Consider the following 21,555-nt stretch of genomic DNA (forward strand, 5'->3'; position numbering starts at 1 on the left):
ATCACGGCGCGGCCGTTCCAGGACGAAGAGCGGTCGTGCCGCATCCGTGCCAGAACGGGCGGGGAGTCACGGGGAGTCGGGGTACACCGAGGCGCGTGCCGCCGGACTCTGCTCTGGGTGGGGAACCCACAGGTCACAGCATGCGTCGCCCCACCTCGCTCCTAAAGTGGTGCTGACAGCGCCCCACCTTCGCAGGCTCACCATCTATCGGCCGCTCGACCAAGCCAGGCTGGTGTCACAGGTGGCTGGCATGCTACGAGCAGTAGACAGAGGGGGCCTATGTCCGTACCGAGTAAGTGGAAAATTGCGCAGCATTGGGACGAAAGCCCGAGAAGAGATGTTTTTGCGCCTCATCTGTTGCTTGATGAGCCGTGTTGCTTCGCTTGCGGGGGGTTCTCAGAGCGATGGAAGCGGGCCACTGCCCAAGCCTCATGGCAGCGCGCCAACCTCGAACGAGCCCACATCATCCCCAGTAGCCTTGGTGGATCAGACGAGGCGAGCAACCTGCTCCTACTCTGCAGGCCTTGCCATCAAGAATCTCCGGACTGGGTGGACCCGGCCCAGATGGCTCGCTGGATCGCGACCAGAGAAGAGCGCCCCAGCCGGGAACTTGAGACCTTTCAGGAACCCGACGGGCTCCCGGAGCGGGGGCCGATACGCGCGAAGTGGTACCCGGCACCGTGCAGTCAGCCGGCCGAGAGCCAGTCCGTCAAGTCGTAGACGGTGTGGCAGTAGGGGTCGTGGACGTCCTTGCGCATGCGGTCCAGCTCGCCCGGCAGAAGGACCGGGAGCGCGGTGTGCACCGCCGTTACGCCGACCGTGACGGAGCCTTTCTCGTCCTGGAGGGGGAGGTCGATGCCGAACGGTGGCGCGTCCTGTGATTCGGGGGTGTCCAGGTAGAGGCGGCACGTCGTGAGGTCGAGAAGGAGGAAGCCGCGCAGGCGCAGCTCCGGGGGTTCTTCCGGCTCCGGGGGAAGGGAGAACGCGGCCGCCGCGGCGTGCAGCGCGTCCGGTACCAGGAAGCGCGGCTCGGCTGCGAAAGCGTGGACGGGGGCGGATGCGTCGAGCACGGGGATCCCGAAGGCGTCGCGCGGCGCCGCCTCGATCTCGCGTTCCGAGCAATCCGTCGCCACGCCGCGCAGGGCGGCTGCGAGGTCCCCCGAGGGGATGTTCCCGCCCTGGGTGTCCGTGAGCGGCACGTCGAAAGCGACGGAGCTGTCGAGTCGCCGTCCGTCCCAGAGGACGACCCGGCCGGCACCGGGTAGGTCCGGGGAGGCCACCACACCTCTGACGAGCCGGACTTCGGGTCCGAACGTGAAAGCCGTGACCCGGCCCAGCATGTCGTGCGCCAGCTGTGCTTGCAGGCCGGACAGGCCGGTCTCGTCCCATGGCATGGAGTGCTCCGTCGTGCTCGGGTTCCTCGTGCGGAACTGCCTTCAAGTCCTCCGCGCACGGCGCCTGGCATCGTGCCGTGTCCGTGTCCGTGCCGGGACGGGACGGGCCGGAGGCCACCGTGCCGGGTGGGGGAGGGTGCCCGGTTCAGGGTGTGTTCGGTGCGGGTGGTGTGTCGAGGAGGCGGGAGACCAGGAGGTCCGGGTAGCCCGTGGGGGGTGGGGCGATGCCGAAGATCGCGCGGAGGTAGAGCGGTGCGATGAGCTGGTCGAGGATCTGTTCCAGGGGCGGGGGGTGCTCGCCGCGGGCCGTCGCCCGGTCGCGGATCTTCTCGATGGAGGCGATCCGGCGCTGGAACTGCTCCGCGCGCCCGCCCTGCGCGGTGGCGCTGCCGGACATGGACAGGGCGACGGCGCGGATGAGGAGCCGGCCCTCCGGTGTGCGGATGCTCGCCACGCCGGCTTCGGCCCAGGCGACGAGGTCCCCGCGCAGGCTGCCCGTGTCGGCCAGGGGCGAGTCCTTCTCGAGGCGGGTGGTGACCACGTCGGCGAGCAGAGCCTCGCGGCTGCCCCAACGCCGGTACACGCTGGTGTGGTTGACGCCCGCGCGCTGCGCGATCGCGGGGATGGAGAGGTCGGCTCCTTCCGGGTCGGACAGCAGGTCGAGGACCGCCTGGTGGACGGCCGAGCGGACCTGCTCGGGGCTCTTGCGGGCACGCGGTGCCGGTTGGTTCGGGCTCACGCACCCATCGTAAGCACAGATATTTGCTTCGGATGCCCGGCGGGTCTACAGTTCCGTTCAGCGCAAGCACAGATCTGTGCTTGTGGGAGGCGTCATGGCCGACGCTCTGAGGAGAGTGCGATGCAGCAGCTTCTGTTCCCCGGCAACATCCAGTTCTGGTACGAGACCCTGCGCTCGATGAGCCACATCGCCTACGGGGGCGCGGACTTCGGTGAGGTCGTCGCCACCGCCGAGCGGATCACCGAGGGCGATGACGACAGCTGGTACACCGAGTGGGCCGCCACCGCCGACCGCGTCTCCGGCGAGGCCCGGAAGGCGCTGGAGGCCGGGCACGAGGTGAGTGCCCGCGACGGATTCCTGCGGGCGTCGAACTACTACCGGTCGGCGGAGTTCTTCCTGCACGGCCACCCCTGCGACCCGCGCCACGACGACGCCTACGCCCGCTCGGTGGAGTGCTTCAAGGCCGCCGCGGCCCTCTACTCCACCCCGCGCGTCGAGGCCGTCGAGATCCCCTACGAGAACACCACCCTGCCGGGCTACCTGTACCGCGTCGACGACTCCGGGACGCCCCGCCCGACCCTGATCATGCACAACGGCTTCGACGGCACCGCGGAGGAGATGCACTTCTTCGGCGCGATGGCCGGTGTCGAACGGGGCTACAACGTGCTGGTCTTCGACGGCCCCGGCATGCCCGGGCCCCGCCACCGCGAGGGCCTGGTCTTCCGCCCCGACTGGGAGAACGTCGTCTCACCCGTCGTCGACTTCGCGCTGACCGTCCCCGAGATCGACAACGACCGCATGGCCCTGCTGGGCCTCAGCATGGGCGGCGTCCTCGCGCCCAGGGCCGCCGCCTTCGAGCACCGCCTCGCCGCGCTGATAGCCGTCGACGGCCTCTACGACCTCGGCCAGGTCTCGGTCCGCAACATCCCCGGCACCCGCCAGGAGGCCGAGCGGCTCCTGCGCGCCGTGTCCGCCCCCGAACTCGACGCGGCCCTCGACCAGCTCATGGCCAAGGACCCGATCTCGCGCTGGGCCATCCACCACGGGATGTACGTCATGGGCGTCGACACCCCCCGCGCCTTCAACGCCTCCTACCTCGACTACACCCTCGCCGACGGCATCGCCGAACAGATCCGGTGCCCCACCCTGGTCTGCGACGCCGTCGAGGACATGTTCTTCAAGGGGCAGCCCGAGCAGCTCTTCGAGCATCTGACCTGCCCGAGGACCCTCATGGTCTTCAGCGCCGAGGAGGGCGCCGGAGCGCACTGCCACCCCGGTGCCATGCGCCTGGCCCAGGCCCGCATCTACGACTGGCTCGACGACACCTTCCGGACCGTTCGGCCGAGGTAGCCCTGCCGCGGTCGCGCCGAAGGGGACGCCGTGGCCCCCGGCGCCCCGCACGGCAGGGAAGAATTTGATCAACGGAAGGGCAGCGCACGGCCGATGCTTGACCCCGCCATTGCCTGGGCCGTGCCGACGGCGGCGGAGCGGCTCCTCGCTTGATCGGTCGAGCCCGTGAGGTGCCTATGCTTGGCGGACTTCTGTGATTCGAGGGGGAGTTGCACGTGGTTCGACGAAGATCGCTCGCTTTCATCGGTGTGGCCGCGCTGGTACCGCTGGCCGCCTCCGCCTTCTCCGCGCAGGCGGCGTCGGGCTCGCTGACGGTCACCACGCTGGGGCGGCACGGAGCCAAGGTCGCGACGACGGTCACGGTCGTCGCCGTCTCGTCCGGCCAGACGTACAGCGTCAAGTCGGGCAAGCGGATCAGCCTGCCGGCGGGGCGCTACCTCGCGATGACCGACATCTACGAGAGCACCACCGACGGACTGGGCACCGACACCATCGGCGCGCAGGTCGTGACGGTGTCGGGCAGCAAGTCGGTGACGCTCGACGCGCGCAAGGGCAAGGCCGTCAAGGTCTCGCTCGACACGCCCGCCGACGTGACCGGGCCGCCGCGGATCAGCGCGCAGGTGTGCGCCGCCACCATGGGCATGCCCTCCGCCTACAGCGCGGGCGGCTGGAACGACCAGGGGGCCCTGTTCGACATCCCGAACTCCTCCAGTCTGCTGCAGTTCGGGTATCTCGCGCAGTGGTCCGGCAAGGACAGCTACGTCGCCGTGAAGAAGACCACGGGCATCCCGGCGGCGCCCGGCGGGTCGTTCAAGCGGTCGGGGCTCGCGACGATGCGCTTCTCGGTGCGCGCCGGGACGCAGATGGGCACCCAGGTCGACACCGCGCTCCAGGCGGTGCCGAAGACCGACGACTGCACGACCGACCTGATGGCGCAGGTGCGCGACGACGACGCGCCGTACAGCGCCACCGTCCATCTGACTCCCGGAACCTGGCAGCCGCGCGACGACATCTTCGGCAGCAACGGCGACGACGTCAGCGGCGGCTTTCCGGCCCCCCGGACGGTGAAGGCGGGGCAGAACCTCACCCAGTCCTTCGGCCGGGCCGCGTGGGGGCCCATGCACAACCTGCCGCTGCTCGGACAGAAGTCCGTCACCTTCTCCCCGGACGCCATGATCGGTGACCTCGACATCGGCGGCACCTGGGGGGACGTGACGAAGGAGACGGTGGTCCTGTCCAAGGGCAGCACCACGGTCAAGAAGCAGACCCTCACCGACTGGCGCACCGGGCCCGCCGAGTTCGACGCCCCGGTCCGCTCGGCCGGCTGGTACCGCCTGACCGTCGACGCGCAGCGTTACCGGCCGGGCATCACCTTCCCGGCCGGCATGCTCTCGCCGCGGGCCACCCTCGACTGGCACTTCAAGGTGGCCGACCCGGCCAAGGCGATGGTGGCACCGGTCTTCCTGACCCGCTTCCTGCCCACCGGGCTCAACAGCCACAACCAGGCCGCGCCGAACAGCACCACGACGGTCGGCGTGAGTGCCGGGCGCGCCTCCCAGGGCCCCGACACCAAGCTCACCAAGGTGACCGCCAAGTCCGTCCGGGTCTGGTCGTCCGCCGACGGCGGCAAGACCTGGAAGGCGGCGACCGTCAAGCACTCCGGGTCGACCTGGCAGGCGTCCGTCCACAACCCGGCCTCCGGGGCGGTGGCCCTGCGCTCGGAGGTGACGGATTCCGCCGGGGACAGCTCGGTGGAGACGGTGTACCGGGCGTACGCCATCGGCTGAGGGGCCTGCTCCCTCGGCATCCCGACATTCCGACATCCCGACGGCCCGGAGGCGTCCGGCTTCCGGGCCGTGCCCGATGCGGCGGGGCGCCGCCTCAGCCGGTGAAGGTGAAGTACTTCCAGGAGCCGTGCGTGGTCGCGTTCACGCTGTCGTTCGAGGAGTTGTTGATGTACGACGACCGCACGCGCATCGAGTAGCCGGTCCGGTGCGTGCCCCGCAACTCCACCACCGACGTGCCCGTGGAGCCGAGCTTGAAGTAGTCGTACCCCGCCGACCGCCAGGCGCCGTCGGAGCGGATCTGGAACTCCAGCTTCTGCGCGCGGCCGGGGTAGGCCGTCATCGTGGTCGTGAGAAGCGGGTTGGTCTTCTTCCGGAAGTAGTACTCGGTGTAGCCGTTGACCTTGGCCGTCTTGTACTGGCGGCTCAGGCTCAGCGACACCTTGACCTTCGCGCCCACCCGGCTCGTGGCCGTCTTCGGGGAGGTCCGCGCGTCGCCGGAGAAGGACGCGCTCACCGTGGTGTCGCGCTTCAGGGGCAGGGTGACGGACAGGTTGCCCCCGCTGTTGACCTTGCCGGTCCTGACCAGTTGCCTGCCCTTGCCGTCGCCGGCGGTGTCCGCGTAGAGCGAGAGCGTCCGGTTCTTGTACGTCGTGCCGAGGTGGGCGGTGAAGGTGACGTCACTGGCGTAGTCGTAGACGCTGCCGTTCCTGTTCACGGTCAGGGTCGTCGCGTTCCGGGGGACCTCGACGGTGTCGGAGGCAGAGGCGGCCGTGCGATCGGTGTCGCCGACGTAGGAGACCTTGTAGGTGACCTTGCTGCCCGCGGGCGGGACGTCGGTGAAGGCGAAGGTCCCGTCCGCCTTCACCGTCGCGGCGGGGAGCGCTTTGCCGTTCGGTGACTCCAGGTCCGTCCGCGTCACCGCGACGGTGGCCCCCGGGGGCAGCCCGAGCGTGTTCGTGACCTTGCCGGAGACGGTCAGCGACTTGGCACGGACGGCGGTCGCCGGGGCGTTCACCGTGACGGTGGTGACCGCCTTGGCGGGTTCGGTGACGACGCGCAGGCTGTATCGGTTGGAGACGTCGTGCGTGACCGCGAAGAGCCGGCTGCTGTCGGGTGCGAAAGCGAGGTCGCCGTGGTCGAGCAGGGCCATCTGGGAGACCCCGCCCCGCTCGTCGGTGAAATTGGCGGTCCGTCTCGGAGCCGTGCCGTCCGGCTTGTAGACGGACACCTGCGGGGTGAAGTTGGCGTAGGTGTCCGTGCCCACCGCGACGAGGCCGTCCGGGGCGACGTCCACCGAGCGCTGTGCCAGGTAGCCGCTCGGATACCTGACGGTCTGCGACAGGTCCGAGGTCCGGAAGGCCTGCTGGTACTCCGTTGCCGTCGTGGCCACCACGAGTTCCGTGCCGTCCGGGGTGAGCGCCAGGTCCTCGGCGGTGTTGCCGATGGCGGCGTCCCGGCCGCCGAGGAACGCGGTCCGGTCGGCCGTGCCCGACGACACGTCGTAGACGCCGAGGGTGAAGTAGTACTGGCGCGATCCGGCCGCCAGGGTGTCGGGGGCGCCGGGCGTCGAGTCCAGCAGCGGGGCGTCCTTCCAGGTCCCCTCGGCGTCCTGGGCGAGGGAGATCCGCGGCTGCCCGCCGGACAGGTCGAGGGAGCCGATGTTGCCGTGGCCGGTGCTGCCGTAGCCGAACCAGAGCTTGCCGCCGGCGAGCGCCAGGTGCTGCGGATCCGTGCCCTCGCCGGTCGCGTACTGCCCGGCCTTGGTGAGCGTCGCCGTGTCGACGGCCACGATCTCGTCGGCTCCCGGCACGGCGACGTACACCGTTGCCGAGTCGGCGGAGAGCTCCAGGCCGTCGGCCTGCGGCAGCGAGGTGATCGTCCCGATGACGGTGCCGTCGTAGTCGGTGGCGACGACCTTGCCTCCCGAGGGGTCGCTGACGAAGACCCGCTTGTGGACGCCGTCCACGATGATGTCGCCGCTGGAGGCGATGGGCAGCGCGGCAATGCTGTCGGCGACGGCGGAGCCCGTCGCGGACCCGATCAGGGCGACGGAACCGAGAGCGACCGCGAGCGCTGTCACGGCCGAAATGCTGCGCACACGCACAGTGATGCAACCCCCACTAGGAAGACAGGACGCCCACAAGACCCCCGGAGCCCCTCCAGGGTTGTACGGCTCGCCCGCGCAGGCTTCCGCAGGTCTGCGTGGATGCCGTCCAGAAGTCGTGCGCCGTTCACGGCGGGCCGGCGCTCGGGTCACCGCGATCGAGGTCGAGCGGGCGGACGGCGTTCGTCTGCACCCGGCGCAGAAGGGTCTCGCTCAGCTCGCGCTCGTCCACGTGTCCGGGCGCGGCGCCAGCACCGCGGAGACCACCGCGGGGGACGAGGCCATGACGTCGCCCACGAATCGCAGGCGTCCGATGTGGAGTCCGCGGAGTGCCCGACCGTGGTCGACGGCGACGACGAGAGAGACCACGAGCAGAAGAAGCCGCCACAGGGTCATCACCGGGCGGCGTACGGCGCGGGGCAGTTCCGCCACGGAGGCGTGCAGGCACTCGCAGGGGAAGGGGACGTGACGCTCCTCGTCGGACAGGATCCGTCCCGCCACGTCCGAGGTGAGCGCGTCGCCGGCGCCGTCGCGCAGGGCCCGGTAGTAACGCAGCGCCACTCCTTCCGCGATCATCAGCACCAGCAGTTCCAGACGCAGGCCCATGAGACGCCGCAGCCGCACGAAGACCGTGTCGCTCCAGTGCCCGGTCAGCGTCGGCATGCCGCCCGCGGTGGTCGGACGGGACGAGAAGGTCAGCCTGTGCGCGGTCCGGGCCCGCGGATCGATCCGCGGGCCCGGCAGGCGGCGTGAGATCAGCGGACGTCGACGAAGTCGCCCGGCGAGGTCGCGGCCGCGGTGGTGGACGTGGCGTCGAAGGCGAACCGCCAGTAGCCGTCCGTCGACGCCTTCACCGTGGTCTTCAGGCCCCCCACACTGCTGGTGGAGATCGCCTTCACCGTGGTGTACCCGGACGTCGCCTTCTTGCTGAACTGGAGTTTCACCTTCTGCCCGGCGTATCCGTGATACCCGCCGAGCGTCTCCCAGTCCGCTCGGGAGAGCTTGCCCGTGACAGTGAGCGTCTTGCCCTTGGCCACCGGCTCGGGGGACGCGTTGGCCGTGACGGTCGCGTCGCGCAGCACGGACGCCGACTTCGCGGCGTGCAGATCGACGTGCCCCGTACCGTCCGCCGACTCGGCCCAGGCGGCGGCCTTCCAGGTACCGGCAAAGGAGTTGCGGCCGAGGGCCGAACGCGGCTGGACGTAGGCGAAGTGCGCCTCGCAGGTCGAGGTGGTCGCGTTCACCTTGGTGCAGATCGCCGGCCAGGTGTCGTAGAGGACGGCGTCGGGGGTGGTGTACGAACCCCGATAGAGGTACATGTCGCCGCTCGCGATCCCCGACGGATCGGTGGCGGTGAACCGCGCCCTGAACTCCTGCAGCGGCCGGTCGGACAGCTCCACCGGCTTTCCGCCGTTGATTACGACGTCCGAGATGCGGGTGGCGCCCACCGTCTCGTCGACCTGCGCGGCCGGCCCGCCGAACGCCCGCACGACGGTGCGGCGGAGGATGCCGCCCTGGTCGTCGGCCGCGGTGACGCGCAGGGTGAGGTAGGAGGCGGTGGCGGGCACGTCCAGGGTGGCGGAGCCGTCGGCCGCTACGGGCAGGTCGGTCCAGCTCGTGCCGTCGTCCGTGGAGTAGGCGAGGCCCGTGATCCTGGTGTTCGCCACCTCGGCGTCCGTGGCGCGGGTGGCGGCGCTCGCGTCGAGCCTGACCGGCCCGGCCGCCGCACGGCCGAGACCGTCGAGGCCGGAAACCCGCAAGTCGGCGTCGATCAGGGGGAGTTCCTTGCCCTGCGCGTAGCCCGACCGGAACGTCCACTCGCTCTGCACGTCCGTGGACAGCGTGGCGTACGGGACGTGGCGGTGCACGGTCTGGTCGAGGGTGTACGTCTTCTCGGACGAGGGCAGCGTCGACGACATCAGGCCGTGGTAGGCGTCGACTCCCGATGCCTGGGCGTAGGTGACGCCGTCCGACGTCAGCTTGTAGGCGTAGGACGCACGGGAGTCGAAGCCCGAGTGGCCCGCGGTGTCGCTGAAGGTGCCGCCCTCGTTCACCGAGATCTTCCCGAAGTACCGCTGCGAGCCTCCCCACTGGCCGCGCGCCGGCTGCAGCGGGGCCGCGCCCAGGACCTCGCCCGCGCTGGTCCCGGCGGGCAGGATGCGGTCGGGCAGGTCGAGGCTTACGCGGTTGCCGTATTCCAGGATGCGGCTGTACGTGATGCCAGGTGTGGCGTACTCGGTCACGGAACCGGCGGCCGGCACCGAGGAGCCGAGGTACACGCCGGTCCACTCGCCGAAGGCGGGGACGCTCTGCAGGTCGGCGGTGGTTCGGGTGCCCGGCGCGTTGATCTTCGTGACGGTCTTCGCCAGGCTCGACGTACGCACGGTGGTGACGGGCGAGGCGGGCACGGTGGTGGTGTAGCTGCGCGTGAGGTCGTAGCGGTACGGGCTCGGGACGCTCGCGGAGGATCCCTTCTTGCTGAGCACTTCGTGCACGCGCAGCGAGACACCGGGCACCGAGAACGGGGTGACGTACACCTTGTCGGGCCCGTCGCCCGCGAAGCCCGCCAGGTCGCCGCCCGGGACGCTGATCCACATGGCCGAGGAGTCCCGCGTGGCGGTCGTGTCGTCGGTGCGGATCGCGGTCTCCTTGGCCGCGCGCTGGTCGAAGGTGACCGTGGTGGCGGCCGAACCGACGGTGAAGGTGCGTGTGAGCAGGTAGCTCGGCTGCTGCCAGTCGTCGTGAAGCGCCACCGAGAAGTACTCGCCCGGCGGCAGCTTCAGGCTTGCCGTGCCGTCCATGCTGCTGCTGTCGACGGTGTAGGACGTCCAGGTCGTGCGGTTCCAGACGTAGAAGAGCTTGGACACGACGGTGGCGTGTGTGATGGCCAGTTTCACCGTGTGCGTCGACGCGGTGACGGCCGCCGTCGTGGCAGCGCGGCGCACGCTGCCCGACGCCGTCAGCGGAAGGTTCGCGGCCTTCCGGTCCGCCGCGGATGTCCCCGTCGGCCGTACGGACAGTGTGCCGTTCGTGGCGGCGACCGTGTAGCGGGCCTGACGGCTTCGGAACCCCTTCGGCTCCGCCGTGACCCGGACGTCCCGTCCGCCGACGAGTTCGACGCGGCCGTCGTCCCCCAACTCGGCGCTCGGCGCGCCGTGGTGTGCCGAGTCCTGGGCCGCGGTGATCACCCCCACCGTGGCGGGTCCGCCGTCTGCGGCACCGGCCAAGGGCGCGAGCAGCACCGAGGCCGTCACCAATGCGCCGCTCACTCCCGCGGCGGCGGGTCTTCGGAGCCGTTCACCCCAGAATCCGGACATCAGGTATCTCCTGTCCCTTCCCCTTGGGAGCCGGTTCCCGGCTCGTCCCACACAGGAGTCGTCCGGCCCGTTCCAGGAGGCGCCGAACCTTGTGTCCGATCATTGTCACGTACGGGTCACCGGGGTCTTCACCTGGTCCCTGGCCCGGTCGTTCCTCCAGAGGCGCGGGTGTCACCGATGTCTTCGACCGTGGTCCACCGCCACCCGCACCCGCACCCGCACCGGAAGTCGACGGCACCCTGCTTCCGGTGGACCGGCCATCGCCCCGTCAGGCCGCCTGCCCCGCCGGCACTTTGAAGCGGTGGACCGTGGCCTCGGGCAGGGCGCGTCGTGTCAGGCCCGCGAGGGTGGCGCCGGGGCCGATGTCCAGGAACGCGGCGGCGGCCAGGTCCTCGTGCAGGACGCGCAGGGTGTCCGCCCAGCGGACCGGGCCGACCAGCTGGCGGGCGCACAGGTCGCGCCAGTGGTCGCCGCCGCGGTGGGCGACCGCGTCGACGTTGGCCACCACGGGAAGCGTGCCGGCCGCGAAGTCCGTCAGGTCCAGGGCCCGGCGCAGCGCCTCGCCCGCGGGTGCCATGTAGGGGGTGTGGCAGGCGGCGGTGACCGGCAGGACGCTGTAGCGCAGCCCGGCCCCGGCCGCCAGGGCGGCGGTGGACGCCACCGCCTCGCGGCTGCCGGCGACCACCGTCTGCAGCGGACCGTTGTGGTTGGCCACCCACAGCTCGGCACCGTCCCGGCGGGCCGCCGCCACCAGGGCCGCGACCCGCTCCGGGCCGCCGCCCAGCACGGCGGCCATCGCGCCGGGCCGGTGCCGGGCCGCCTCGGCCATCGCCCGGCCCCGTTCGCCCACCAGCCGGGCGCCGTCGGCGGCTGACAGCACGCCGGCGGCGACCAGCGCCGCGTACTCGCCGAGGCTGTGCCCGGCGACCGCCGCCACGTGCGCGGACGGCTCGTGCCGCAGGAACTCCGACCAGGCCAGCAGCGAGGCGGTGAACACCGAGATCTGGGCGTGGTCGGTGCGGGACAGGGTCTCCTGGTCCGCCGTCAGCAGCAGGTCGGCGACGTCGAAGCCGGAGGCCCGGGAGACGGCGTCGACCAGCTCCCAGGACGGCGTGTGCCGCCACGGCTCGCCCATGCCGGGGCGCTGCACTCCCTGGCCCGGGAACAGGACGGCGTACCGCGGCTCGGCGGTGGCTTCGTGAACGTGCGCGACCATGATCTGCCCTCTCGATGTTCCGACGACGGTCGAGGACATCGTCCAAGGGGTCCGCTCAAGTCACGGATCGCTTTTTCCTCACGCCCGGCCCGCATTTCGCTCAAGGCCCGGAAAAGGAATCGGAGGCTTTTTCACGGCTTGAGCCGGGCATTGCCCGCGACCCCGAACCCTTCTTTCGGGCGGCCTCGGTCCAGAGGGCGTCCGGAGGGGAGGACAAGGCATGACCACCGTGGTCGAGAACCCCGTGGCGCACAGCCCGGTGCCGCCTGGCGAGCCGGAGCCCGAGCGTCCCGACAGCATGCACGTCCGCGTGGAGGAGCTGCGGCGGCTGCGCGCCGAGGTGCACGCGGGCCCCGGGCAGCGCGCCACCGAGGCGCAGCACGCCAGAGGCAAGCTCACCGCCCGCGAGCGCATCGAACTCCTGCTGGACGAAGGGTCGTTCACCGAACTGGAGGGGCTGCGCCGGCATCGTGCGACCGGCTTCGGCCTGGAGCACCGCAGGCCGCACACCGACGGCGTGATCACCGGCTGGGGCACCGTCGAGGGCCGCCAGGTCTTCGTCTACGCGCACGACTTCCGCATCTTCGGCGGCGCGCTCGGCGAGTCCCACGCCATGAAGATCCACAAGCTGATGGACCTCGCGGAGGCCTCCGGCGCCCCGCTGGTGAGCCTGTGCGACGGCGCGGGCGCCCGCATCCAGGAAGGGGTGACCGCGCTCGCCGGGTACGGCGGCATCTTCAGCCGCAACGCGCGGTCCTCGGGCGTCATCCCGCAGATCAGCGTGATCCTCGGCCCGTGCGCGGGCGGCGCGGCCTACTCGCCGGCGCTGACCGACTTCACGTTCATGGTCCGGGGCGTGTCCCAGATGTTCATCACCGGCCCGGACGTCGTGCGGGCGGTCACCGGCGAGCAGGTGACCATGGACGAACTGGGCGGCGCCGACGTGCACGCGTCGGTGTCCGGGGTGGCCGCGTTCGCCTACGACGACGAGACGGCCTGCCTGGAGGACGTGCGCCACCTGCTGTCGTACCTGCCCTCCAACAACCGGCAGGCCCCGCCCGTGCTGCCCTGCGAGGACCCGGCGGACCGGCGTACCGACCGGCTCGCCGGCCTCGTCCCGGCCGATCCCGCCCGCGGGTACGACGTGCGGGAGGTCGTCGAGGAGATCGTCGACCACGGCGAGTACTTCGAGACCCACCCCACCTGGGCGCCCAACGTGGTGTGCGCGCTGGCCCGGATCGACGGCCACGTCGTCGGCGTCATCGCCAACCAGCCGCTCGCCAGCGCCGGGGTGCTGGACATCAGGGCCAGCGAGAAGGCCGCGCGGTTCGTCTCGCTGTGCGACGCCTTCAACATCCCGCTCGTCACCATGCTGGACGTGCCCGGCTTCCTGCCCGGCGTGGACCAGGAGCACAACGGCATCATCCGGCACGGCGCGAAACTGCTGTACGCGTACTGCAACGCCACCGTGCCGCGCATCCAGCTGATCCTGCGCAAGGCGTACGGCGGCGCCTACATCGTCATGGACTCCCGCTCCGTCGGCGCGGACCTGTCCTTCGCCTGGCCCACCAACGAGGTGGCGGTGATGGGGGCGGAGGGCGCCGCGAACGTGATCTTCCGCAAGCAGATCGCCGCCGCCGACGAACCCGCGGCGATGCGCACGCGCATGGTCGAGGAGTACAAGGCCGAGCTGATGCACCCGTACTACGCGGCCGAACGCGGCCTGGTCGACGACGTCGTCGAACCCGGCGAGACCCGCGCGGTGCTCGCCCGCTCGCTGGCCATGCTGCGCACCAAGCACCGGGCGCTGCCGCAGCGCAAGCACGGGATCACCCCGCTGTGAGCGCCGCTCCGACCTCGGCCGACGTGCTGCGCGAGGCCGCCTTCCGGGTGGTGCGCGGCGATCCCGGCCCGGACGAACTGGCCGCGCTGGTCGCCGTGCTGACCGTGCTGCGAGCACGCGCCGAGGCTCGCGCCGAGCCGGCCGGGCCCGCCGTGCTGCGGGCCACCTGGGACCGGGCCGGCCACGCCTACCGCAGTCCGCTCGCCTGGGTGCTTTGAGTCCGCTTTTAGCGAGCGATGTGCCACCCGACCCGACAATGAAATCACGCGGGAGAAAAGGGAATCGACCCCCCGCCCGCGCCTCATCAGGAGGACGAAGGAAATGCCACCTGCCACCAAGAAGACCTGCCTGCCGGGTGCCGCGAACCTCGAATTCATGCGCACCGTGGACCGTTCCCTGCTGCACCGCTGGGCGCTTTCCGAGGTGTTCCTCACCGACGCCCGCAAGACCGGTGAGGAGGAATATCTCGCCGCCGCCCAACTGCCGCCGCTGCACGCCTACTACACCGAGAGCACCTCGCGGCTCGGCTGCCCGGACCCGATGCTGCTGCTGGAGTGCTGCCGGCAGGCCGAGACCTACGGCGGCCACGAGTACGCCGGGGTCTCGCGCAAGAGCAAGTTTCTGCTGCGTTCCTGGTCGATGGAGCTGCCGGGCCTGCTCACCCTGCCGCACCAGGAAGAGCCCGGCGAGCTGCGGATCTCGGTGCGCACCGGCAACCGCCGCGGCACGCCGGGCGACGTGCGCCGGCTCTCCTTCGGCATCGACATGAAACTCGCCCAGCGCTGCCTCGGCTTCGTGCGCATGGACGTCGGCTACATCCCCGCCGAGGTCTACGACACGGTCCGCCTGCAGGGCCGCGGCCGGCCGCTGGTGCCGTTCAGGGACCTGCCCCGCCAGACCGCCTACGTCGACCCGCACCTGGTCGGCCGCAGCGACCCGGCGAACGTCGTCCTCGGCTCCGCCACCGTGGGCAGCGACAACGCCAGCGCGACCGTGCGGGTGCCGCTGGAGAACCGCAGCATGTTCGACCACGGCCAGGACCACGTGCCCGGCATGGTCCTCATGGAGGCGGCCCGCCAGCTGTGCCTGCTCGGTGTCTCCGACCTGTGGGGCGCCTCGGTCAGCCGCAGCACGGTGGCCGGCTTCGAGTTCTCCTTCACCCGCTACGCCGAGCTGGACGCGCCCACGACGGTGCACATCCGCAAGACCGAGCCGTACGCGCACGAGGACAACCTGAGCCTGATGCTCCCGGACCTCAGGACCTTCCACATCGACTTCGAGCAGGACGGCGACATCATCGCCTCCGGCCGGATGCACACCACGACGGCGTCCACGGGCGTGCCGCTGCTGGACGGCGAGGAGTGCGTATGAGCCCCGACGGCATATGGCTCACGCCCGCCGAGTGGCTGCCGCCCGGCACCGAGAAGACGGCGGACGCGCTGGCGGCCGGCCGGGTGACGGCCGACGAGGCCGACGCGATGGGCTACGGGCAACTGCCCGTCTCCCCGGACGTGTCCGCGCCGGCGATGGCGGTCCGTGCCGCCCGGCACGCCCTGTCCCGGGCCGGGGTGAGCGCCGGCGACCTCGCGGCCGTCCTGCACGCCTGGACCTACCACCAGGGCCACGACTTCTGGTCGCCCGCGCACTACGTGGCCGCCAGGACCGGCGCCCTGGACGCGATCCCGACCGGCGTCCAGCAGATGTGCAACGGCGCGGGGGCCGCCCTGCGCACCGCGGTGCACCAGCTCGCCGCACGGCCCGGTGACGGACCGGTCCTGGTCACCACCGCCGACCGCTTCGCCGCGCCGGGCTTCGACCGGTGGGCCGGTGACTACGGCGTCTGGTACGGCGACGGCGCCACCGCGGCCGTCGTCTCCACCGGACCCCGTCCGGGCGGCGCCCTGGCACTGCGCGCCCTGCAGACCCGGGCGGCGCCGGAACTGGAGAGCGCGCACCGCGACACCGACGTCTTCCAGCCCGCACCGCACACCCGCAGCGCGGCGGTGGACGTACGCCGCACCAAGAGGGCGTTCCTCGCCGAGCACGGCAAACCGCGGTTCCTGGAGCGGCTGCGCCGGGAGACGACGGCCGTGCTGGCCGCCGCGCTGGCCGAGGCGGGCATCGGCGGCGGGCGGCGGCTGAGCGCCGTCCTGCTGCCGCGGCTCGGCCGGGCCACGGCACGGGACGTGTACGGCCCCGCCGTCGGCGAGGTCACCGACGCGCCCCTGGCCGACCTGGGCGAGAACACCGGTCATCTCGGCGCCGGCGACCTGCTGTCCAACCTGGCCGCCCTGGCCGGTGACACCGGCCCGCACCGGCTGGCCCGCGGCGAGTACGCGGCGGTGCTCAGCGCGGGCGCCGGGTTCACCTGGAGCGCGGTCGTGGTGCAGCGGACCTGAGCCGCGCGCACACCCGGGCACCCCCGCCGAACCGGTAGGTCCCGCCCCCTCGCCTCCCCGAACCCCTCCGGGTTCTCGAACTCCTCGCATCACGACCTTCGACGAAAGGACTGTCATGACGTTCCCTCAGCGCGAGGGCCCCGACGAGCGGCGTCCCGTGCTCGTCGTGGGCGCCGGCCCCGTGGGACTGGTGCTCGCCACCGAACTGCTCGCGCAGGGTGTTCCGGTCCGGCTGGTCGACCACTCGGCGGCCGGTCCCGTCCAGCACTCCCGGGCCAGCGTGGTGTGGCCGCGCAGCCTGGAACTCCTCGGCCGCATCGGCGCCTCCGAGCCGCTGATCGAGGCGGGCAACCGGCTGGACTCGGTGCAGTACTACTCGGACAAGCGGCACCTCGGCGCCATCGAGATGAGCCGCCTCGCGGACACCCCCTACCCCTTCGGCGTGGTCGTCCCGCAGGACACCACCGAGGAGGTGATCCGCACCCGGCTGGCCGCGTACGGCGGCGCCGTCGAGTTCGGCTCCCTCACCGGGCTCGACACCTCCGGGCCCCGGCCCCTGGCCCGGGTGCGGCGGGCCGACGGGCGCGACGAGGACATCGAGGCGGAGTACGTGATCGGCGCGGACGGCGCGCACAGCGCGGTGCGCCGCCTCGCCGGGATCGAACTGCTCGGCACCGGCGACGACGTGCTGTTCGCGATCGGCGACGGCCCGGTCGCCGGCGACCTGGACCAGCACGCGCTGGTGTACTGCTACTCCCGCTCCGGCGCCCTCGGGATCGCCCCGTTCGGCGGCGGCACCTACCGGCTCGCGATCAGCGTGCCGGACTGGCGCGAGGAGCAGGGACCGCCGCCGGAGCTGTTCCAGCGGTTCGTCGACGAGCGTTCGCCGCGGCCCGGCATCGTCGGCGACCTCGAATGGTCCACCATCTTCCGGGCCCGGCGCCGGGTGGCCGAGACCATGCGCGCGGGCCGGGTCTTCCTCGCGGGCGACGCCGCCCACGTGTTCAGCGCGGCCGGCGCGCAGGGCATGAACACCGGCATCCAGGACGCGGTCAACCTCGCCTGGAAGCTGGCCGGCGTGGTCCGGGGCGCGTTCGAGCCGGGCATCCTCGACACCTACGACAGCGATCGCCGCCTGGCCGCCGAGCGCATCGTGCTGACCACGGCCAAGCAGACCAGCTGGGGGCTGTTCAAGCGGCGGCACGAACTGGCGCTGCGCGACGCCACCGTACGGCTGGCCCACCGCACCGGGGTGCTCCAGCGGTTCGGCGCGCCGCTGATGGCGCAGCACGACGTCAGCTACCGGCCGGCCGAGTCCCTGCGCGACACGCTGCCGGGACTGACCCGCAGGATCCGCGCCGGCGACCGGCTGCCGGTGTTCGCCGCGCACGACGACCCGCAGCCGGGCGCCGAGCGCTGGCCGTCGATCGACCCGGCACGGCTGTCCGTGCTGCTGTGGGCCGGCGAACGGCAGGACGCCACCTGGCTGGCCACCCGCGACGCCGTGGCGGCGGCCGCCCCCGACGGCGTCCCGGTACGGGACATCTCCGCCTGGCCGGGCTTCACCTCCCTGCTCGGCACCGCCCCGAAGGCACTGGTGGTGCGCCCCGACGGGCACACCGCGGCGATCGTCGCCCCCGAGCCGACGGCCGTCCGCACGGCCCTGCGCAGGGTGGGAAGCAGCTTCCGGGCGGCCGTCGCCCGGCCCGCCCCTGAGGTCCGGGACACCCCGTCCGCCCGGCTGACGACCCTGGCGGTGCCCCCGGTCCCGGCGGCCGGCGAGTCCGAGGAGCTGGCCTCGTGAGCCGCGCCGCCGTCCTGTGCGGCCTCGGCGGCGCGCTGCCGGAACGGGTCGTGTCCAACGACGAACTGGCCCGGCAGCTGGACACCTCCGACCGGTGGATCCGTACCCGGACCGGGATCGGGTGGCGTCACGTCGTCGCGCCGGGCGAGGCCACCTCCGACCTGGCGGTGGCGGCCGGACGGGACGCGCTGGCCTCGGCCGGACGCGACGACGTCGACCTGGTGGTGCTCGCCACCAGCACGCCGGACCGGCCCTGCCCGGCCACCGCGCCGGACGTCGCCCACCGGCTGGGCCTGGGCACGGTGCCCGCGTTCGACGTCTCCGCCGTGTGCACCGGGTTCGTGTACGCGCTGGCCACCGCGTCGTCCATGATCAGCGCGGGGGTCGCCGAACGGGCCCTGGTGATCGGCGCGGACACCTTCTCCACCATCCTCGACCCGGCCGACCGCACCACCCGGGCCATCTTCGGCGACGGAGCCGGAGCCGTGGTCCTGCGGGCGGGCGAGGCGGACGAACCGGGCGCGCTGCTCGGCTTCGACCTGGGCAGCGACGGCTCGGGCGGCGACCTGATCACCGTGCGCGCCGGAGGGTCCCGGCAGCGCTCCACGCCCGGGACGCCGGACGCCGGGGACCACTTCTTCACCATGGACGGCCGGCCCGTGTTCACCCAGGCCGTCCTGAACATGAGCCGTTCCTCGCAGCACCTCCTCGACCGGATCGGCTGGACTCCCGCCGAGGTGGACAAGGTCGTCGCGCACCAGGCCAACATCCGGATCCTGGCCGCGGTCGGCGAGCAACTCGGCCTGGAGGAGAAGCAGATCGTGGCCAACCTGGACCGGGTCGGCAACACCGTCGCCGCCTCGATCCCGCTCGCCCTGCGCGACGCCGCCGCCGACGGCGACCTGCGGCCCGGCCACCGCGTACTCCTCACCGGCTTCGGCGGCGGCCTCACCTGGGGCTCCGCCGCCCTCGTCTGGCCGGCCCTGGAACCGGCCGGCCGCACCCACCACCCCGAGAACCACCAACGAGAGGACATCGTCATGAGCACTCCCGCCATCGAGACCCAGGAATCCCTCAAGCACCGCGTCTCGGCCCTGATCAGCGAGAAGTTCGGGCTCGACGAGGCCGAACTGCTCTCCGGCGCCACCTTCGACGAGCTGGAGATCGACTCGCTGATCCTCGTGGAGCTGAGCCTGATCCTGCGCAAGGAGATGGACATCGTCCTGGAGGAAGGCGACCTGAAGGCCGCCTTCACCCTGGACGAGGCCGTCGCCGTGATCCGGGCGAAGGCGGATCGGGCGTGAGCGGCGTGGCCCGGGGCCGCGGCGTCGCGATCACCGGCATGGGCCTGGTCACGCCCGCCGGCATCGGGGTGGAGGAGAACTGGCGGCGCGTGCTGTCCGGAGTCTCCGCCGCCGCCACCGACCCCGAGCTCAAGGGCGAGAAGGTCGACATCTCCTGCCGGGTCGCCGGCTTCGACCCCACGGCCGAGCTGGGCCGGCGCACCGCCTGGAAGCTGGACCGCTTCACGCAGCTCGCCGTGGTCGGTGCCCGGCAGGCGGTCGCCGACTCCGGCCTGGACACCGCGGCCTGGGACTGCACCCGGGTGGGTGTGGTGATCGGCAACTCGCTGGGCGGAGCCGCGACCCTGGAGAAGCAGCTGCGCACCTACTCCGAGGGCACCCCCGAGGACGTGTCGGCGCTGATGATCCCGATGAGCATGGTCAACATGGTCGCCGGTTACGTCGCCATGGACCTGCGCATCCACGGCCCGAGTCTGGTCACCGCGACCGCGTGCGCGTCGGGGGCGTCCGCGATCGGCACGGCCCGCGAATGGCTGCTGTCCGGGCTGTGCGACGTGGTCCTGGCCGGCGGGACCGAGTCGGCGATCAGTCCCGGCACGCTCAACGGACTGTCCCGGATGGGCGCGTTGTCCGGCCGTACCGACCAACCGGCCGCGGCGTCACGGCCGTTCGCCGCGGACCGGGACGGGTTCGTGGCCGGCGAGGGCGCGGCGATCCTCGTGCTGGAACGGTGCGCGGACGCCACCGCGCGCGGTGCCCGCAGGTACGCGGACATCGCCGGTTTCAGCGCCACCTCGGACGCGCACCACGCCACCGCCCCGCATCCGCAGGGCGAGGGCCTGGCCCGCGCGCTGCGGGCGGCCCTGGCCGACGCCGGGGTGCTCCCCGACGAAGTGGAGCACGTCAACGCGCACGGCACCTCCACCCCGATGAACGACCTCACGGAGGCCCGTGCCCTGCACTCGGTGCTCGGGGACCGCGCCGCGGTCACCTCCACCAAGGGCGTCACCGGGCACACCCTCGCCGCCGCGGGCGCGGTGGAGGCCGCGTACACCGCGCTGGCGCTGTACCACGGGGCCGTGCCGCCCACCGCCAACGTCGAGTCGCTGGACCCGGCGATCGACGTCGACATCGACGTCGTCACCGGTTCGGCGCGGCACCGGCGGCTGAGCGTCGCCGCCAGCACCTCCCTGGGGTTCGGCGGGCACAACGCCGCCCTGGTCCTCACCGCCGCCGCCTGACCGGGCCGGGGTGTCCGCACCCCGGCCCCTCGGGCCCCAGAGACAAGGAGAGAACTCCGCGTGAGCACGCGTAGCCTCGGCCCGACCGGGCTGGACGTCCACCCGGTCGGCCTCGGATGCATGGGAATGAGCTGGGGCTATGCCGAGTCCCAGCGCGACGACGAGGTGTCCCTCGCGGTGATCCGGCAGGCCCTGGACGCCGGTCCGGTCCTGCTGGACACGGCCGACGCCTACGGCGGGGGCCACAACGAGACCCTCGTGGGCCGTGCCCTCGCCGGCCGCCGCGGCGACGCGGTGGTCGCGACCAAGACCGGCATCGTCGTGGACGACCTCGCCACCCGCACCCTGAGCCGCGACGGTTCCCCCGAGCACATCCGGCGCTCTGCCGACGCCTCCCTGAAACGGCTCGGGGTCGACGTCATCGACCTGTACTACCTGCACCGCGTCGACCCCGCCGTACCGCTGGAGGAGTCCTGGGGCGCGCTGTCCGAACTGGTCCGGGCGGGCAAGGTGCGCCATCTCGGGCTGTCGGAGGTGACCCGGGAGCAGGCCGCCGCCGCGCACCGCGTCCATCCGGTGGCCGCGGTGCAGTCCGAACTGTCCCTGTGGACAAGGGAACCGCTCGACCCCGGCACCGGGATCTCCGGCTGGTGCGCCGCGCACGGTGCCGCCTTCGTGCCGTTCGCGCCGCTGGGCCGGGGCTTCCTGACCGGCCGCTACACCCGGCCCGAAGACTTCGAGGCCGGCGACTTCCGGGCCACCAACCCCCGTTTCACGGGTGCGGCGTTCACCGCCAACCTGCGCATCACGGACGCGGTGCGGAAGGTCGCCGCACGGCACGGCGCCACCGCCGCCCAGGTCGCCCTGGCCTGGGTCCTGGCGCAGGGCGGCCACGTCGTCCCGGTCCCCGGCACCAAGCAGCCCCGCTACCTGACGGACAACCTGGCCGCGGCCGCCCTGCGCCTGACCCCGGCGGACCTGCGCGACCTGGACGGCGCGCCCGCCGCCACCGGCAGCCGCTACTGACCGCACGTCTCCCCTTCGACCAGCAGGAGCA

General features: G+C 72.1%; 16 protein-coding genes and 2 pseudogenes. 12 read left to right on the forward strand and 6 right to left on the reverse strand.

The window, feature by feature from the left end; all coding sequences use genetic code 11:
- Positions 1–279 precede the first annotated feature (279 nt).
- Positions 280–720: an HNH endonuclease gene (locus tag ACIRQ9_RS02565; RefSeq protein WP_404166277.1), complete on the forward strand. Its 441-nt coding sequence runs from the start codon at positions 280–282 to the stop codon at positions 718–720.
- On the opposite strand, the gene ACIRQ9_RS02570 is transcribed toward ACIRQ9_RS02565, so the two are convergent.
- The gene (locus ACIRQ9_RS02570) at positions 687–1,394 is read right to left on the reverse strand and encodes a hypothetical protein (RefSeq protein WP_404166278.1); all 708 of its coding nucleotides are present in this window, start codon (positions 1,392–1,394) and stop codon (positions 687–689) included. The two genes, ACIRQ9_RS02565 and ACIRQ9_RS02570, sit on opposite strands and share 34 nt — an antisense overlap.
- Before the next feature lie 145 nt (positions 1,395–1,539).
- On the reverse strand, positions 1,540–2,133 hold the full coding sequence (locus ACIRQ9_RS02575) for a TetR/AcrR family transcriptional regulator (protein ID WP_404166280.1): 594 nt from the start codon (positions 2,131–2,133) through the stop codon (positions 1,540–1,542).
- Between the two features lie 120 nt (positions 2,134–2,253).
- On the opposite strand from ACIRQ9_RS02575, the gene ACIRQ9_RS02580 reads away from it, so the two are divergent.
- On the forward strand, positions 2,254–3,483 hold the full coding sequence (locus ACIRQ9_RS02580; protein WP_404166282.1) for an alpha/beta fold hydrolase: 1,230 nt from the start codon (positions 2,254–2,256) through the stop codon (positions 3,481–3,483).
- Positions 3,484–3,698: 215 nt separating this feature from the next.
- A complete protein-coding gene (locus ACIRQ9_RS02585) occupies positions 3,699–5,270 on the forward strand; it encodes a hypothetical protein (RefSeq protein WP_404166284.1) in 1,572 nt (523 codons plus the stop codon).
- A 94-nt stretch (positions 5,271–5,364) separates the two neighbouring features.
- Here the strand turns inward: ACIRQ9_RS02585 and ACIRQ9_RS02590 are convergent, their stop codons facing one another.
- From ACIRQ9_RS02590 to ACIRQ9_RS02605, 4 genes and pseudogenes are all read right to left on the reverse strand, one after another.
- Complete coding sequence (locus ACIRQ9_RS02590) at positions 5,365–7,350, reverse strand: YncE family protein (RefSeq protein WP_404166286.1); 1,986 nt, start codon at positions 7,348–7,350, stop codon at positions 5,365–5,367.
- 237 nt (positions 7,351–7,587) lie between these two features.
- Positions 7,588–8,061, reverse strand: a pseudogene (locus ACIRQ9_RS02595) (ferritin-like domain-containing protein); the annotation flags it as partial.
- Between the two features lie 68 nt (positions 8,062–8,129).
- A complete protein-coding gene (locus ACIRQ9_RS02600; RefSeq protein WP_404166288.1) occupies positions 8,130–10,691 on the reverse strand; it encodes a hypothetical protein in 2,562 nt (853 codons plus the stop codon).
- 268 nt (positions 10,692–10,959) lie between these two features.
- Positions 10,960–11,907, reverse strand: coding sequence for an ACP S-malonyltransferase (locus ACIRQ9_RS02605; RefSeq protein WP_404166290.1), 948 nt, complete (start codon positions 11,905–11,907; stop codon positions 10,960–10,962).
- 298 nt (positions 11,908–12,205) lie between these two features.
- On the opposite strand from ACIRQ9_RS02605, the gene ACIRQ9_RS02610 reads away from it, so the two are divergent.
- The 9 genes and pseudogenes from ACIRQ9_RS02610 to ACIRQ9_RS02650 all read left to right on the forward strand — a co-directional run bounded on the left by ACIRQ9_RS02610 (position 12,206) and on the right by ACIRQ9_RS02650 (position 21,524).
- A complete protein-coding gene (locus ACIRQ9_RS02610; protein WP_404166407.1) occupies positions 12,206–13,750 on the forward strand; it encodes an acyl-CoA carboxylase subunit beta in 1,545 nt (514 codons plus the stop codon).
- The gene (locus ACIRQ9_RS02615; RefSeq protein WP_404166291.1) at positions 13,747–13,968 is read left to right on the forward strand and encodes an acyl-CoA carboxylase epsilon subunit; all 222 of its coding nucleotides are present in this window, start codon (positions 13,747–13,749) and stop codon (positions 13,966–13,968) included. The genes ACIRQ9_RS02610 and ACIRQ9_RS02615 overlap by 4 nt, the downstream gene beginning before the upstream one ends.
- Before the next feature lie 103 nt (positions 13,969–14,071).
- On the forward strand, positions 14,072–15,121 hold the full coding sequence (locus ACIRQ9_RS02620; protein WP_404166293.1) for an AfsA-related hotdog domain-containing protein: 1,050 nt from the start codon (positions 14,072–14,074) through the stop codon (positions 15,119–15,121).
- Positions 15,118–16,149, forward strand: coding sequence for a ketoacyl-ACP synthase III family protein (locus tag ACIRQ9_RS02625; RefSeq protein ID WP_404166294.1), 1,032 nt, complete (start codon positions 15,118–15,120; stop codon positions 16,147–16,149). Before ACIRQ9_RS02620 ends, ACIRQ9_RS02625 begins: the two co-directional genes overlap by 4 nt.
- A 115-nt stretch (positions 16,150–16,264) precedes the next feature.
- Positions 16,265–17,953: an FAD-dependent monooxygenase gene (locus ACIRQ9_RS02630; RefSeq protein ID WP_404166296.1), complete on the forward strand. Its 1,689-nt coding sequence runs from the start codon at positions 16,265–16,267 to the stop codon at positions 17,951–17,953.
- Positions 17,950–18,945, forward strand: a pseudogene (locus ACIRQ9_RS02635) (beta-ketoacyl-ACP synthase III); the annotation flags it as partial. The gene ACIRQ9_RS02630 and the pseudogene ACIRQ9_RS02635, both read left to right, overlap by 4 nt.
- Before the next feature lie 48 nt (positions 18,946–18,993).
- Complete coding sequence (locus ACIRQ9_RS02640) at positions 18,994–19,257, forward strand: acyl carrier protein (protein ID WP_404166409.1); 264 nt, start codon at positions 18,994–18,996, stop codon at positions 19,255–19,257.
- A gap of 5 nt (positions 19,258–19,262) precedes the next feature.
- Positions 19,263–20,498 (forward strand): beta-ketoacyl-[acyl-carrier-protein] synthase family protein, encoded by a 1,236-nt coding sequence (locus ACIRQ9_RS02645; protein WP_404166411.1) that lies wholly within the window; start codon positions 19,263–19,265, stop codon positions 20,496–20,498.
- Positions 20,499–20,558: 60 nt separating this feature from the next.
- On the forward strand, positions 20,559–21,524 hold the full coding sequence (locus ACIRQ9_RS02650) for an aldo/keto reductase (RefSeq protein WP_404166298.1): 966 nt from the start codon (positions 20,559–20,561) through the stop codon (positions 21,522–21,524).
- Positions 21,525–21,555: the final 31 nt, after the last annotated feature.

The sequence above is a fragment of the Streptomyces sp. NPDC101237 genome, from assembly GCF_044767465.1.
In the GTDB taxonomy this organism is placed as follows: domain Bacteria; phylum Actinomycetota; class Actinomycetes; order Streptomycetales; family Streptomycetaceae; genus Streptomyces; species Streptomyces gramineus.